The organism is Flavobacterium supellecticarium (genome assembly GCF_004801375.1).
Taxonomy (GTDB): domain Bacteria; phylum Bacteroidota; class Bacteroidia; order Flavobacteriales; family Flavobacteriaceae; genus Flavobacterium; species Flavobacterium supellecticarium.
This window is the reverse complement of the sequence record NZ_SSNZ01000003.1, coordinates 217,384-231,726: the sequence shown is the minus strand read 5'-3', so window position 1 is coordinate 231,726 and position 14,343 is coordinate 217,384. Positions and strand designations below refer to the sequence as shown.

Here is a 14,343-nt window from a genome sequence, read left to right as displayed (position 1 = left end):
AAAAAAACTTATTTCATCGATCGGATTGCTTCAAGTGCTTTAGGCATATGTTGACTTGCATTCCTACTATTAAACACCAAACGAACAATTCCGGCACGGTCTACAATGTAGGTTACCCGTCCCGGTAATAGCCCTAGCAAATTTGTCGGAACCCCAAATTGTTTTCGGATTACATTTCCTTTATCAGCCAACAAAATAAAAGGGAGTTTATAGCGACTGGCAAATTTCTGATGCGAAGTACTACTATCGCCGCTTATTCCGATTATTTCAGCTCCCAAATCGGAAAAGTCTTCATAACTATCCCGGAAAGCACAGGCTTCTTTGGTACAACCAGGTGTATCGTCTTTGGGATAAAAATAGAGCACCAGTGGTTTTTTACCCAAAAGAGTATTTATCGAAAAAACAGCGCCATTAGCATCTGTCGTTTGAAATTCCGGAATACGGTCGCCCACTTTTATGCTCATCTTATTTTCCGTTATAGGTTACAAAATTTCTTGGTGTTTCATAAAGCACCACTTCTAAATCCTTATCGGTTGCTATTTCTTTTCGGAGCTTATCCCATATGACAACAGCGATATGCTCGGCAGTGGGATTCAGGTTTTCAAATTCCGGCACATCAAGATTCAGGTTTTTATGATCCAATCGTTCTTCCACTTCCCGATGAATAATAGCAGCCAATTCGCCAAGATCCATAACATAACCGGTTTCCGGATCGATTTCACCGGTAACACTTACAATAAGTTCATAGTTATGCCCGTGGTAATTGGGATTGTTGCATTTTCCAAAAACGGCCTGGTTTTTTTCGAAGGTCCAATCTTTACGATACAATCGGTGGGCGGCATTAAAATGGGCTTTACGGCTAACAGTTACTCTCATGTTTTTATTTTAAACTTTATGTGCTTCCAGATAATGGTAAAACTTATCGAAGATGATTTTAAACCAAACCGTATAGATTTCCGGATGTAGTTCCATATCTTCTTTAACCGCCTCAATGGTCATCCATTTCCAGTTTTCTACTTCGTCCGGGTTAATTTGCGGTACTTCATTATAATACCCAATCATCACATGATCCAGTTCATGTTCTGTCAATCCATTATCAAAAGGCGCTTTATAGATAAAGGAAAAAAGCTCTTTTAACTCGGTTGTAAATCCCATTTCTTCCTGTAATCGACGCGATCCGGCCTGGATATTATTTTCCCCTTCCCGTTGATGACTGCAACAGGTATTGGTCCATAATAACGGCGAATGGTATTTATGATGCGCCCGTTGCTGTAACATGATTTCGTTTTTATCGTTCAGCACAAAAACCGAAAAGGCACGGTGCAACAACGCTTTTTCATGCGCCTCTATTTTCGGCATCAATCCTATGGGTTCGTCTTTTTCGTTTACTAATATTACTTTCTCTTCTGTCATAGCTTCGGATTACCTGCCAAAAATACAAAAAAGAAACGGTTTATATCGCTTTCGATCACCGCTGCCGACACTAAAAAAGAGTTGTATTTTCCGATAATTTAACACTTTTTCTGAGTACCTTCACATCGCAATGTCAAACCAAAAGCAAATGAATATTCAGATTCGTCCGTATCAGCATAGCGACAAGCCACAGCTTATGTCGCTTTTAAAGCGAAACATTCCCGATTATTTTGCACCCAGCGAAGAGGCCGATTTCGCGGAATACCTGGACCATCACCGGGAATATTATTTTGTGGTTGAAGTTGATGGTATAGTATTGGGTTCCGGCGGATTTAATCTCACCGAAGATCGTAAAACAGCCAAGATATCCTGGGATCTTTTTAACCCCGAAAGTCAGGGCAAAAGATTGGGATCGGCATTAACCCGATTCCGAATTCAACAAATCCAGTCGATTGAAGGAATTGATCTGATATCCGTACGAACCTCACAATTGGTTTATCCGTTTTATCAGAAATTTGGTTTTGAAACCACAGCTATCGTAAAAGATTACTGGGATATCGGTTTTGATTTGGTTCAAATGGAGCGCCCGTTACATCATGCTATTGACAAACCAGAATCTGAATAAAGCGTTAAAGCCTGTTATTACCGATCACAGTTATAGTATCTTTACCGGTAATTTAAAATTCCGCCATGAGGTCATTATTCATTTTAGTCGTTATCGCAACATTATTTTCCGGTTGTAAAGAGAAAGAACAATCAATTTCCCCGGAAGCAAAAAACTATCTAAATGAAGTGATCACATTACTCGAAACCAAATCGGTCAATCGGAAACACATCGACTGGACTAAATTCAGAACCGATGTATTGGCGCATGCCGGAAAAGCAGCAACAATACAGGAAGCTCATGCTTCGGTTAGCTATGCCCTACAATTATTAAAAGATCGCCATAGCTCTTTTAACACGTCCGAGCCGGAAGAAACCGACAATGAGACAACTCCGGAACTACCATCAGGAGTAATTCCAAAAGACATTGGTTATTTGTATCTCGGCAATTGCCCGAAAGACGAAGATGAGATCGAAATGTACCGTCAGCAATTAATCCAACAAATTATCGAACAAGACAAGCAACCTACCAAGGGTTGGATTGTAGATTTGAGAGGCAACAACAGTAGCTCCATTAGTCCGATGTTGGCTGCGATTGCGCCTGTTTTAGGCAACGGAACCGTTGGTTATTTTATAAATGACACCAATGAAGAACCGTGGATTAGTGAAAACGGAAAAATATTTTACGGAAAAACACTTGTAGAAGACCTGCACGAATTTTACAAGTTAAAAAACAGCAGTGCTCCAGTTGCCATACTAACCGATGGTAAAACCCAAAATTCGGGAGAAGCAATTGTAGTTGCTTTTAAAGGCCGACCAAAAACCAAAAGCTTCGGAACCAAAACCTATGGTGCTTCGTCACTAAACGAGACCTATATCCTTTCGGACGGCGCTACGATTTCGTTTACAACCGGTTATTTTGCCGATCGCAACAAAACGGCATACAAAGATGCGATCGCTCCCGATGCGGAAGTTTCGTCCGATCAGGTCGTTTCAAAAGCCATAACATGGCTTAAAGATTCAAAATAAATTAACGTGCTATACTTTCTGCAACTTTTAGGGCGCATTTTTCACCATCGATAGCAGCAGAAATAATTCCACCCGCATATCCGGCACCTTCGCCACAAGGATAGAGTCCTTTAATTTGTAAATGCTCCAAGCTTTCGTTATCACGCGGAATACGAACTGGTGAAGACGTACGACTTTCCGGCGCGTGTAAAATCGCCTCATTCGTCAGATAACCTTTCATCGACTTTCCGAAATCGACAAAACCTTCACGCATAATCTGCGTTAAAAATCCTGGAAACACCTGTCCCAATTCCACAGAAGTCGTTCCCGGAACATAGGATGTTTTCGGAATAGACGTTGATACTTTATGTTGTGTAAAATCGACCATCCGTTGCGCCGGTACTTTTTGGGTTTCTCCGGCCAAATGCCATGCTTTTTGCTCAATGGCTTTTTGAAATTCCATTCCCGCCAGAGCACCGAATTTAGCAAACGGCTTAAAATCTTCCAGTTTTAATTCGACTACAATACCGGAATTTGCGGTTTCCTGATCCCTTTTGGAAGGCGACCATCCATTGGTTACCACTTCGCCCGGACTGGTAGCACAAGGCGCGATAACACCACCCGGACACATACAAAAAGAATACATGCCACGGCCATTTACCTGCTTTACGATTGAATATGGCGCCGGAGGCAAAAATTCACCTCTAAAATCACAGGAATACTGAATACTATCGATTAAGGATTGCGGATGCTCTGCCCGAACCCCCAAAGCAAACGGCTTGGCTTCGATCAGGATTTTTTTCCGATCTAATAATTCGAAAATATCGCGAGCCGAATGTCCCGTAGCCAGTATAATCTTTTGTGCCAACAACTGTTCACCGGTATGGATTTCCACACCGTACACTTCATTATTTTTTACCAGAATATCGGTAACACGGGTTTCGAACAAGACTTTTCCACCGCATTCAATGATCTTTTCCCGTATATCCTGAATAATTTTCGGCAATTTATTGGTTCCGATATGCGGATGCGCTTCAACCAAAATATCCGATGAAGCACCATAGGCCACCAACAATTCCAGAATACGGTTTACATCCCCTCTTTTTTTCGAACGGGTATATAATTTCCCATCCGAATAAGTTCCAGCACCACCTTCTCCAAAACAATAATTGGAATCCTCATCTACAATATGATCCCGGTTGATTGCTTTTAAATCCCTACGTCTACCGCGAACATCTTTTCCTCTTTCAATAAGAACCGGACACAATCCCAGTTCGATTAATTGCAAAGCGGCAAAAAGTCCGGCAGGACCTGCGCCAATAACAATTACCTCCTGAGCATTGGTTACATTTTTATAATCCGGCAAATCGATTTTGATTTCCGTAAATTTTTCATCCGTAAAATACACCGCTACTTTCAGATTGATTTTCACCGAACGCTGACGCGCATCGATAGAACGTTTTACTATCGAAACATGCTGAATATCCGAAACATTGCTCTGTACCAACCTGGCAATATGTTGCTGCAATAATTCCTGATTTGCTGCTACATCCGGAGCAACCTGTATTTGTAATTCTCTTGGCATTTTATGGATTTGATTTTAAATCAGACTGCAAAAATAGTGATTTGGAACCGAAATGATTCCTCCCGATCCATTTTTCAGTTTTACAGCTAAATTATCCTTTGTAATTTTGTTGTTTAAATATAAAAAACAATGTCCAGACAAATAAAACTGATTTGGGATTTTCGCGGACCGGCTGCAGCCAAAACGGCCGAACACCACGAGATTCATTTAAAAGAATATATCGCAATGGAAAAACTACCATTATCCATTACCGGGTTTGAAATACTTAACGAAATGTATGCCATTGCCTATATGGTCGTAACCGACGAAAACATGATTTCGGTTCGCGATGCACTAAAACCACACCGCGGCGAATTGTATTCCGAATAAAAACAAAAAACACTTTCCCATAAAAAAACACCTGACAGGTTTTGGAAACCTGTCAGGTGTACTATCTAAAAATATTCTTTTTTAATTGGCTACCTCGCTGATAAACTTAATTCGCATCAGTCGCAACTCTTCAGTATCATAATCGCCGTCGAATTCTTTTAAGGCATCCTTAATATTATCGGATTCGGATTCCATAAAATACTCGTGAATCTCTTCTTGTTGATCATCATCCAATATATCATCGATCCAATATTTGATATTCAATTTGGTTCCGGAATATACGATCTGCTCCATTTCCTTTAACAGTGCATCCATATCCAGCCCTTTTGATGCGGCAATATCATTTAGCGACAATTTCCGGTCGATATTCTGAATAATATACAGTTTTAAGGCCGAATTGGCTCCCGTTGATTTTACAACAAGATCGTCCGGACGAACGATATCGTTATCTTCCACATAACGGGCGATCAGTTCCACGAATTCTTTCCCGTATTTTTTAGCTTTCCCTTCACCAACACCGTGAACATTACTGAGTTCATCCAGGTTGATCGGATATTTTAAAGACATGTCTTCGAGCGAAGGATCCTGAAATACCACAAATGGCGGCACTCCGATTTTTTTAGCTACTTTTTTACGCAGGTCTTTCAGCATTCCCATCAGGGTTTCATCTGCCGTTCCCGATGATTTGGAAGCGGTCACTACGGTTTCATCATCCGACTCGTTATATTCATGGTCTTCCGACATCAAAAACGAACCTGGATTTTTAATAAAATCCTCCCCTTTTGACGTTAGTTTTAAAACCCCGTAGGTTTCAATATCTTTCGACAAAAGACCGTCGACCAAAACCTGACGAATAAGTGCCATCCAGTATTTTTCTTCAAAGTCTTTTCCTTTTCCGAAAAACAACTGTGCATCGGTCTTATGCGCTTTAATTATTGCATTAATCTTACCGATCAGCGTAAATATGATTTCTTTGGATTTATACAACTGTTTGGTATCGCGAACGATTTCCAGTAGTGTCACCACCTGATCCTGTGCTTCGATTTTCTTTTTCGGATTGCGAACATTATCGTCCATATCGGCACCTTCTCCGTTTACTTCGTCGAATTCTTCTCCGAAATAATGCAACAGGAACTTACGACGTGACATCGACGTTTCGGCGTAGGCCACAACTTCCTGTAACAACGCAAAACCAATTTCCTGTTCGGCTACGGGTTTTCCCGACATGAATTTTTCGAGTTTCTCGATATCTTTATACGAGTAATACGCCACACAATGCCCTTCGCCACCGTCACGTCCAGCTCTACCGGTTTCCTGATAGTAACTCTCGAGTGATTTCGGAATATCGTGATGGATCACATAGCGCACATCCGGCTTATCGATTCCCATACCGAAAGCAATGGTTGCCACCACCACTTCCACGTCCTCCATCAGGAACATATCCTGATGCTTGGCTCTGGTTTTGGCATCCAGTCCGGCATGATACGGTACAGCGCTGACACCGTTTACCTGTAATACCTGAGCAATTTCCTCAACCTTTTTACGGCTAAGACAGTAAATAACCCCCGATTTTCCTTTATGTTGTTTGATAAAACGAATGATATCGGATTCGACATTTTTCGTTTTGGTACGCACTTCATAAAACAGATTCGGACGGTTAAAAGACGCTTTAAAAGTATTGGCATCAGTCATGTCCAGGTTTTTTAGAATATCTTCCTGAACTTTAGGAGTTGCCGTAGCGGTTAAACCGATCACCGGCACATCACCGAGTTGTTTGATGATATTGCGAAGATTGCGGTATTCCGGTCGGAAATCATGTCCCCATTCGGAAATACAGTGGGCTTCATCAATAGCTACAAACGACAAGGGAACTTCCCGTAAAAAGTGGACATATTCTTCTTTGGTCAACGATTCGGGGGCCACATACAGCAGCTTCGTCAATCCGGAAGTAATGTCTTTTTTTACCTGATTAATTTCTGTTTTTGTCAGTGAAGAATTCAAAACGTGGGCAACACCTGCTTCAGAAGACAAGCTTCGAATAGCATCGACCTGATTCTTCATTAAGGCAATCAACGGTGAAACGACGATTGCAGTTCCTTCTAACACCAATGCCGGCAACTGGTAACATAGGGATTTTCCACCACCGGTAGGCATGATAACAAAAGTGTTATTACCTGTAATAATACTTCGAACAACGTCCTCCTGTAAACCTTTGAATTGGTTAAAACCAAAATACTTTTTTAACTCTTTGTGCAAGTCAATTTCGGTTAGTTTCATTATTTATTATACAGTATTTTACATAAATTTGCAGAATATAAAGATACAAAAATCTTTCATACACACAAATTTTATAAAACTTCTGATTTGAGCACTATCGAAAGCATTTTGGCTACAGCCAGAAAAACCATACAATCTGAAAGTGAGAGCATTGCAAATCTGATCAACTACCTGGACGACGATTTTGCAAAAGCCGTAAACCTGATCTACAATAGCCGCGGACGCCTGGTGGTAACCGGCATCGGAAAAAGCGCGATTATCGCTACCAAAATAGTAGCAACACTGAACTCCACCGGTACCCCATCGATGTTCCTGCATGCCGCCGAAGCGATACATGGCGATTTAGGAATGGTACAACCCGGCGATGTAGTGATTTGCATTTCCAAAAGCGGAAACAGCCCGGAAATAAAAGTTCTGGTTCCGTTGTTAAAACGCTTCGGAAACCCTTTGATCGGAATGACCGCCAGTACGTCATCTTTCCTGGCAAAAGAATCCGATTATGTTTTAAACGCCTATGTTGAAGCCGAAGCCTGCCCGAATAATCTGGCACCAACCAACAGTACGACCGCACAGTTGGTTTTGGGTGATGCGCTGGCCGTATGCCTGATGGAACTCCGCAATTTTAAAAGTGAGGATTTTGCCAAATACCATCCCGGTGGCGCCTTGGGTAAAAAATTACTGCTTCGCGTAAGCGATATGCTGGACGCGACTCATAAACCGGTGGTTAGTCCGGACGCCAGCATCAAAACCGTGATTATGGAAATCTCCGAAAAACGATTGGGCGTAACCGCCGTAGTCGAAAACAGCAAAATCATCGGTATTATCACTGACGGTGACATCCGAAGAATGCTAAACAACAGAGATTCTTTTGGCGATCTGACCGCAAAAGACATTATGACCCAAAACCCGAAAATGGTCAAACCTACCGATATGGTTGTTGATGCTTTTAACATCATGGAAAACAATTCCATCACACAGCTGGTTGTTGCAAACGAAGGACACTATATCGGCATCATACATATTCACGACATTTTAAAAGAAGGGATTATCTAATGGGAAAGAAAAAAAGCATGAAAGAAATGTCGTTTCTGGATCATTTGGAAGAACTCCGCTGGCTCCTGATACGAAGTACGATTGCCATTTTAGTGGGTGGATGCGTAGCCTATTATTACAGTGATTTTATTTTTGACTCCGTTATATTCGGCCCGAAAGACGGTAATTTTGTAACCTACCGCTTTTTCTGTGAATTAGCTCAGAAATACGACCTGGATCAAAGTTTCTGTATGACCGAACTTCCGTTTGAACTACAAAACCGTACGATGGAAGGTCAGTTTGCGATGTTGATCTGGACTTCAATAACCGTTGGATTTATCCTTGCCTTCCCGTTTATCTTATGGGAACTATGGAAATTTATAAGCCCGGCTTTATACGAAAAAGAAAAACGCAACGCCCGATACTTTATTTTCGTATCGTCACTGCTTTTCTTCCTCGGCGTGATGTTCGGTTATTTTGTCATCACACCATTGTCGATTAACTTCCTGGCCAATCTGACCATTAGTAAATTCGTTGTTAACTCAATCGACATTCAGTCCTATATTGGATTGGTAAAATCCACGTCGCTATCGACCGGACTGGTTTTCGAATTACCAATTGTAATTTATTTCCTTTCACGATTAGGCATTGTCTCTCCGAGCTTTTTAAGAACCTACCGAAAATATGCCTACGTAATAATTTTGATCATTGCTGCCATAGTAACACCTCCGGATGTCATCAGCCAGATGATCGTTACCATTCCGCTGGTAATCTTATACGAACTGAGCATCTTTATCTCCAAATTTGTAACTAAGAAAGAAGAACTGAAAAACTCATAACCATGGCCAATTTAGTACAGGAATTCAACGATTACCGTTCTAAAATGAACGAAAAGTTGTTAAACGACAACAACAAGATCATCAAACGCATCTTTAACCTGGACACCAATGCCTATATGGAAGGTGCTTTGGATGTTAAAACAAAAGAATTATTGGGATTGGTCGCATCGGCCGTACTGCGTTGTGACGACTGTATCAAATACCATCTGGAAACAGCCTATAAAAACGGAATCACCCGTGAAGAAATGATGGAAGCCATGGGAATCGCCACCTTGGTTGGCGGAACCATTGTTATTCCACATTTGCGACGTGCATACGAATTCTGGGAAGCTTTAGAAACTAATTAATTGTTAATTTATTCCGCATTTACGCCTTTATTTGTTTATTTGCAAGGCGCTTATAAGGCATAACACACGACCTTACGCAATTTTATACGACTATAAGAATGAAATTAAGAGCTGAAAACCTAATCAAAACCTACAAGAAAAGAAGCGTTGTAAAGGGCATTTCCGTAGAAGTGAACCAAGGAGAAATCGTAGGATTATTAGGTCCGAACGGTGCCGGAAAAACCACTTCTTTCTACATGATCGTAGGATTGGTAAAACCGAATAGCGGTAACATTTACCTGGACGACATGAACATTACCGACTTCCCGATGTACAAACGGGCACAAAACGGCATTGGTTATTTGGCTCAGGAAGCTTCCGTTTTCAGAAAGTTAAGCATCGAAGACAACATTATGAGCGTACTGCAACTGACTAAATTATCCAAAAAGGAACAGGAAGCCAAAATGGAATCACTAATTGATGAATTCAGCTTACAACACATTCGTACCAACCGTGGGGATTTACTTTCCGGAGGAGAACGACGTCGTACTGAAATCGCACGTGCGCTGGCCACCGATCCTAAATTTATTCTATTGGACGAACCTTTTGCTGGTGTCGACCCGGTAGCGGTAGAAGACATTCAGCGTATTGTAGCGCAGCTAAAAAATAAAAACATCGGAATCCTGATTACCGATCACAACGTACAGGAAACCCTTGCTATTACCGACAAAACCTATCTGATGTTTGAAGGTGGAATTCTAAAAGCCGGTGTACCGGAAGAATTGGCCGAAGACGAAATGGTACGAAAAGTATACCTCGGACAAAACTTCGAATTACGTCGTAAGAAATTAGAATTTTAAATATAAAAATAAAGGGTTATCAAATGATAACCCTTTATTTTTTGATCGTAATCGCCCGGAGATCTTCGCCATTCCCATTAAAAACATTGATATCCACCAAACCTTTTATACCGTCAACTTCGGCTTGTTCGGTAAACTGCCACAACAGCCATTCGTCTTTTATATTTTCGACAAAAAAGTTATAATTGGCAATCCAGAATTGATAGCCTTTAAACTCGTCTTTTAAAAAATCTTTATAATAGCTTTCGCCGGAATAGATAATCGGTTTTACTTTATAATGGCGTTCCACTCGTTTTAGCCAACGTTTTAAACCTACTTTCAGGCTATCCATCGATTGCCCATCCGGAAGTTTTTCAATATCCAAGACCGGAGGAAAATCGCCCTTTTGCAGTTTTACCGTTTTGATAAACAATTCTGCCTGTTCCAGTGAGTTTTCATTGGGTCGGTAATAGTGGTATGCACCGCGGACAAAATGATTCTTTTTAGCTGCTGCCCAGTTTTCTTCAAACCGACCGTCGACATAGTTATTTCCGGCCGTGGAACGAATAAAGACAAAACTAAGCGGAAACTCCCCTTCCATTTTATCGATCACTTCCCAATCAATTTTATCCTGATATTCGGACACATCAAAACCGACCAGTTTCGTATCATGCCGACTAAGGATTTCAAAAATACGGACATCGGCTATTTTACGTTCCTCAGCACTTAACTTTCCGGCTACTTTATCGGTTTTAAATCCCAGATAATAGAGAAAACCGTTGCGATATTGGTAGACCGTTGCAACCAGAGTAATTGCCAAAGCAACGGCAGCTGCATATAAAATGATCTTCCCGGTCGAAAAGCCTTTTTTAGATTTGGCTTTTGCTTTGTAATTCCGGGATACGGCTGTCTTTTTTCGCGGAGCAGTACGCCTCTTCATGTACTTAAACGGCTTTGACTCCTTTGTTTAGGTTATTTGTGATGACCGAAAGCAACACATAAAACAAAATGATCATCGGAATCCCCAAATACTGGAAGAAGATCAGGAATAAGGCCGAAACCACCATAAACAGTATTTGTATTTTATTATTCGCCCAGCTAAAGTATTTCACTTTTAATGAAAATAAAGGAATTTCGGCATTTAGAATATAGGTACTAAACAAGCTGATTCCTACTAAAACATATGGATTACTCAACAAGTTGGAAAGCGCTTCAAACTGATTATCGAATAAAATCATCGGTAAGCTCATGATCAATAAGGCATTGGCCGGTGTTGGCAATCCGATAAACGAATCGGTCTGACGCGTATCGATATTAAACTTCGCCAATCGGTAGCACGATCCTAACGTGATTAAAAATCCAAGGTACGGTACAATTCCCATATAGAAGGTTTCCGGTGTCAGGTTATAATCGGGTTGATTTTCCTGAATATCGGCCAGCATTTTATACATCACCACACCCGGAACGACACCACTGGTCACCATATCGGCCAAAGAATCCAATTGCACGCCAAGCGGACTTTGCACTTTTAGCATCCGGGCAAAAAAGCCATCCCAAAAATCAAAAAATATACCCACACAAACACAGGAAAAGGCTTCGTTATAATTTCCGTTAAAAGCATGAATCAAAGCAAAGATTCCGGCAGAAAGATTTAAAAGCGTAATAACATTGGGAATGTGTTTCTTTACAGACATATAGATTTCGTTTTTTAGGAGGTCTTGAAACTCTCGTCACAAGAGACCAAATTACAAATTTTATGACAAAGGTAATACAATAAGTTAATACAAAATAGAGTTTAGTATTTGAGATTTTTATTTCATATTTGTATAAAATAAACGGCTTTGAAAAAAACCTTATTACTATTATTTCTTTTATTTCAGTTTCTTTCTTACAGTCAGTCCATTAGAAAGTATTCCAACGAATTTATGAATATTGGTGTGGATGCTGCTGCTTTGGGTATGGCCAATGCTGTTGTAGCCCACAGTGCCGATGTCAATTCCGGATATTGGAATCCAGCCGGACTGCTAAAAGTAGAAGGAAAACAGATTGGTTTGATGCATGCCAGTTACTTTGCCAACATAGCGCAGTATGATTATGCCGGTTTTGCGATGAAGATTGACGAACGCAGTGCTTTGGGTGTATCCCTGATCCGTTTTGGGGTTGACGACATTCTCAATACCACCCAATTAATTGACAGTCAGGGAAATATTGACTACAACCGGATCAGCTTGTTTTCGGCGGCCGATTACGGTTTAACTTTTTCCTATGCCCGTGCCTTACCGTTAGACGGTTTTAATTATGGTGTAAATGCTAAGATTATCCGTCGTATTATCGGAGATTTTGCCAGTTCCTGGGGATTTGGTTTTGATCTGGGAATCCAATACGAAAAAAATGATTGGAAAGTAGGTTTGATGGTTCGCGATATTACTACTACTTATAACGTATGGACCATCGACGAAGATGCCTACAACAAAATAAAAGATGCCGTACCGGGCGAGAATCAGGAGGCTCCGGAAACCACTGAGATTACCCTTCCGAAATTACAACTTGGTCTTTCCAAAAAATTTATCATCCGCTACGATTACAGCATTCTGGCAGCAACGCAACTTAACATGCGCTTTGCCCGGACCAACGATATTATTTCGACCAATGCAGTAAGTATCGATCCGGCAGCCGGTTTTGAATTTGGTTATACCGACCTTGTTTTTTTACGTGCCGGCGTGGGTAATTTCCAAAATGTAAAACAAATAGACAATTCCGAAAAGCTGAATTTCCAACCCAACCTTGGCCTTGGCTTTAAATACAAAGGCATCCAGGTTGATTATGCGTTAACCGATATTGGCGATCAGAGTGTGGCTTTGTATTCCAATATTTTTTCCTTAAAAGTTGATTTAGGCATTTTCAGCAGATAACTTAACACCGTAAAAACCATGCGTTCCTTTACTCTTTCGATTCTGACTTTATTTTTACTGTTCACGTCTACTAGCTCCGCACAAACCAATTTATTAGTATCCGAACAAACAGAAGTCAGCTTGTTAACCTGTGGTTCCGGGAGTCAGTTGCATTCTCTTTTCGGACATACGGCACTACGGATTCACAACCTACAAAATGGTGTGGATGTGGTTTTTAACTATGGTGCCTTCGATTTTAGTACGCCTAATTTTTATATGAAGTTTGTAAAAGGCGATATGCAATACTTTGTCGCCACCGGTTCGTATGATGAATTTATTCAGAACTACCAATATGAAAACCGTACGGTTTACGAGCAAAAATTAAACCTGACACCGGAACAGAAACAACAGTTGATCAATGATTTGGTAGCCGTACTTTCATCCGATCAGAAATTCTACACCTATAAATTTATTGACCGTAACTGCACCACTATGGTAGCCGAACGGATCAACAGCTTACTAAAAACGGCTATCAGCACCGATATTCCGGATACTAAAGAAGACTATCGTACGATATTAAATTCCTATCTGGCGAATAGTTTTTATGAAAAACTGGGAATCAATCTTATTTTCGGAGCTAAAGTCGACAAACAGTCGGATAAATTATTTCTTCCATTGGAATTGATGGACGGCGTTTCCAAAACTAAAACAGGTACGATACCTTTGGCTTCTGAAACCGTTACCGTATACCAGCAACAACCTTCGGAAACATCGGGTTCTCTTTGGAATAACATTTATACTTTTATAGCAGCTCTGGCGTTATTTGTGGCGTTTGCTCACAAAAAGCCGGTTGCGATTGGCTACTTGGCGATTATGGGATTAATGGGCTTGTTTTTCGCATTGGTTGGCTTTTATTCCTTCCACGAAGAAGTATCGGCCAACTACAACACTTTGGTGATCAGCCCAATATTCCTGATCTCTTTATTCTTTTTAATTGTTAAAAACAAAAAAGGATTCCAAATCAGTGCCTATACTTGTTTTGTTTCGATGCTGGCATTTATTGGTTATGCTTTTAACAAAGACCATTTCCTGTTAATGCTTCCGATTATCCTGGCAAACACTGCGCTATTAGTCCGCTTGATTCGGAAAGAAAAGCTATAA

Annotated in this window: 16 protein-coding genes; 9 read left to right on the top strand and 7 right to left on the bottom strand. The window is 40.7% G+C overall.

The window, feature by feature from the left end:
- Positions 1-8: 8 nt before the first annotated feature.
- From E6C50_RS10260 to idi, 3 genes are read right to left on the bottom strand one after another with little or no spacing between them, the layout of a single operon-like run.
- Positions 9-464 (bottom strand): peroxiredoxin, encoded by a 456-nt coding sequence (locus tag E6C50_RS10260; protein WP_136403141.1) that lies wholly within the window; start codon positions 462-464, stop codon positions 9-11.
- 1 nt (position 465) lies between these two features.
- Positions 466-876 carry a 6-pyruvoyl trahydropterin synthase family protein gene (locus tag E6C50_RS10255; RefSeq protein WP_136403140.1) on the bottom strand — a complete coding sequence of 137 codons (411 nt, stop codon included), beginning with the start codon at positions 874-876 and terminating at the stop codon, positions 466-468.
- 9 nt (positions 877-885) lie between these two features.
- Entirely contained in the window at positions 886-1,413 is a 528-nt protein-coding gene (gene idi, locus E6C50_RS10250; protein WP_136403139.1) for an isopentenyl-diphosphate Delta-isomerase, read from the bottom strand.
- A 148-nt stretch (positions 1,414-1,561) separates the two neighbouring features.
- Between idi and E6C50_RS10245 the strand changes: the two genes are divergently transcribed.
- Complete coding sequence (locus tag E6C50_RS10245) at positions 1,562-2,038, top strand: GNAT family N-acetyltransferase (RefSeq protein ID WP_136403138.1); 477 nt, start codon at positions 1,562-1,564, stop codon at positions 2,036-2,038.
- Positions 2,039-2,103: 65 nt separating this feature from the next.
- Complete coding sequence (locus E6C50_RS10240) at positions 2,104-3,045, top strand: S41 family peptidase (RefSeq protein WP_136403137.1); 942 nt, start codon at positions 2,104-2,106, stop codon at positions 3,043-3,045.
- A 1-nt stretch (position 3,046) separates the two neighbouring features.
- On the opposite strand, the gene E6C50_RS10235 is transcribed toward E6C50_RS10240, so the two are convergent.
- On the bottom strand, positions 3,047-4,609 hold the full coding sequence (locus tag E6C50_RS10235; protein WP_136403136.1) for an NAD(P)/FAD-dependent oxidoreductase: 1,563 nt from the start codon (positions 4,607-4,609) through the stop codon (positions 3,047-3,049).
- Between the two features lie 129 nt (positions 4,610-4,738).
- Here E6C50_RS10235 and E6C50_RS10230 point away from each other — a divergent pair, with 129 nt between their 5' ends.
- Positions 4,739-4,978 carry a hypothetical protein gene (locus E6C50_RS10230; RefSeq protein WP_136403135.1) on the top strand — a complete coding sequence of 80 codons (240 nt, stop codon included), beginning with the start codon at positions 4,739-4,741 and terminating at the stop codon, positions 4,976-4,978.
- A gap of 81 nt (positions 4,979-5,059) precedes the next feature.
- Here the strand turns inward: E6C50_RS10230 and recQ are convergent, their stop codons facing one another.
- On the bottom strand, positions 5,060-7,255 hold the full coding sequence (gene recQ, locus E6C50_RS10225; protein WP_136403134.1) for a DNA helicase RecQ: 2,196 nt from the start codon (positions 7,253-7,255) through the stop codon (positions 5,060-5,062).
- An 87-nt stretch (positions 7,256-7,342) separates the two neighbouring features.
- Here recQ and E6C50_RS10220 point away from each other — a divergent pair, with 87 nt between their 5' ends.
- From E6C50_RS10220 to lptB, 4 genes are all read left to right on the top strand, one after another.
- Positions 7,343-8,308: a KpsF/GutQ family sugar-phosphate isomerase gene (locus E6C50_RS10220; protein ID WP_168732782.1), complete on the top strand. Its 966-nt coding sequence runs from the start codon at positions 7,343-7,345 to the stop codon at positions 8,306-8,308.
- Positions 8,308-9,126, top strand: a complete 819-nt coding sequence (gene tatC, locus E6C50_RS10215; RefSeq protein ID WP_230978992.1) for a twin-arginine translocase subunit TatC — start codon at positions 8,308-8,310, stop codon at positions 9,124-9,126. Before E6C50_RS10220 ends, tatC begins: the two co-directional genes overlap by 1 nt.
- A 2-nt stretch (positions 9,127-9,128) precedes the next feature.
- Positions 9,129-9,473 carry a carboxymuconolactone decarboxylase family protein gene (locus E6C50_RS10210; protein ID WP_136403133.1) on the top strand — a complete coding sequence of 115 codons (345 nt, stop codon included), beginning with the start codon at positions 9,129-9,131 and terminating at the stop codon, positions 9,471-9,473.
- A 98-nt stretch (positions 9,474-9,571) separates the two neighbouring features.
- Positions 9,572-10,312 (top strand): LPS export ABC transporter ATP-binding protein, encoded by a 741-nt coding sequence (lptB, locus tag E6C50_RS10205; protein WP_136403132.1) that lies wholly within the window; start codon positions 9,572-9,574, stop codon positions 10,310-10,312.
- 34 nt (positions 10,313-10,346) lie between these two features.
- On the opposite strand, the gene E6C50_RS10200 is transcribed toward lptB, so the two are convergent.
- The gene (locus E6C50_RS10200; RefSeq protein WP_136403131.1) at positions 10,347-11,231 is read right to left on the bottom strand and encodes a glycoside hydrolase family 25 protein; all 885 of its coding nucleotides are present in this window, start codon (positions 11,229-11,231) and stop codon (positions 10,347-10,349) included.
- A gap of 4 nt (positions 11,232-11,235) precedes the next feature.
- Positions 11,236-11,985 carry a CDP-alcohol phosphatidyltransferase family protein gene (locus E6C50_RS10195; RefSeq protein WP_136403130.1) on the bottom strand — a complete coding sequence of 250 codons (750 nt, stop codon included), beginning with the start codon at positions 11,983-11,985 and terminating at the stop codon, positions 11,236-11,238.
- Between the two features lie 147 nt (positions 11,986-12,132).
- On the opposite strand from E6C50_RS10195, the gene E6C50_RS10190 reads away from it, so the two are divergent.
- Both E6C50_RS10190 and E6C50_RS10185 read left to right on the top strand, forming a co-directional pair.
- Positions 12,133-13,203: a putative type IX sorting system protein PorV2 gene (locus E6C50_RS10190; RefSeq protein WP_449404234.1), complete on the top strand. Its 1,071-nt coding sequence runs from the start codon at positions 12,133-12,135 to the stop codon at positions 13,201-13,203.
- Positions 13,204-13,221: 18 nt separating this feature from the next.
- Positions 13,222-14,343: a lipoprotein N-acyltransferase Lnb domain-containing protein gene (locus E6C50_RS10185; protein ID WP_136403129.1), complete on the top strand. Its 1,122-nt coding sequence runs from the start codon at positions 13,222-13,224 to the stop codon at positions 14,341-14,343.

Coding starts and splice junctions, on each gene's coding strand:
- E6C50_RS10245 (WP_136403138.1), top strand. CDS start 1,562: ATGAATATTCAGATTCGTCCGTATCAGCATAGCGACAAGCCACAGCTT.
- E6C50_RS10240 (WP_136403137.1), top strand. CDS start 2,104: ATGAGGTCATTATTCATTTTAGTCGTTATCGCAACATTATTTTCCGGT.
- recQ (WP_136403134.1), bottom strand. CDS start 7,255: ATGAAACTAACCGAAATTGACTTGCACAAAGAGTTAAAAAAGTATTTT.
- idi (WP_136403139.1), bottom strand. CDS start 1,413: ATGACAGAAGAGAAAGTAATATTAGTAAACGAAAAAGACGAACCCATA.
- lptB (WP_136403132.1), top strand. CDS start 9,572: ATGAAATTAAGAGCTGAAAACCTAATCAAAACCTACAAGAAAAGAAGC.
- E6C50_RS10260 (WP_136403141.1), bottom strand. CDS start 464: ATGAGCATAAAAGTGGGCGACCGTATTCCGGAATTTCAAACGACAGAT.
- E6C50_RS10235 (WP_136403136.1), bottom strand. CDS start 4,609: ATGCCAAGAGAATTACAAATACAGGTTGCTCCGGATGTAGCAGCAAAT.
- E6C50_RS10200 (WP_136403131.1), bottom strand. CDS start 11,231: ATGAAGAGGCGTACTGCTCCGCGAAAAAAGACAGCCGTATCCCGGAAT.
- E6C50_RS10185 (WP_136403129.1), top strand. CDS start 13,222: ATGCGTTCCTTTACTCTTTCGATTCTGACTTTATTTTTACTGTTCACG.
- E6C50_RS10230 (WP_136403135.1), top strand. CDS start 4,739: ATGTCCAGACAAATAAAACTGATTTGGGATTTTCGCGGACCGGCTGCA.
- E6C50_RS10255 (WP_136403140.1), bottom strand. CDS start 876: ATGAGAGTAACTGTTAGCCGTAAAGCCCATTTTAATGCCGCCCACCGA.
- E6C50_RS10195 (WP_136403130.1), bottom strand. CDS start 11,985: ATGTCTGTAAAGAAACACATTCCCAATGTTATTACGCTTTTAAATCTT.
- tatC (WP_230978992.1), top strand. CDS start 8,308: ATGGGAAAGAAAAAAAGCATGAAAGAAATGTCGTTTCTGGATCATTTG.
- E6C50_RS10210 (WP_136403133.1), top strand. CDS start 9,129: ATGGCCAATTTAGTACAGGAATTCAACGATTACCGTTCTAAAATGAAC.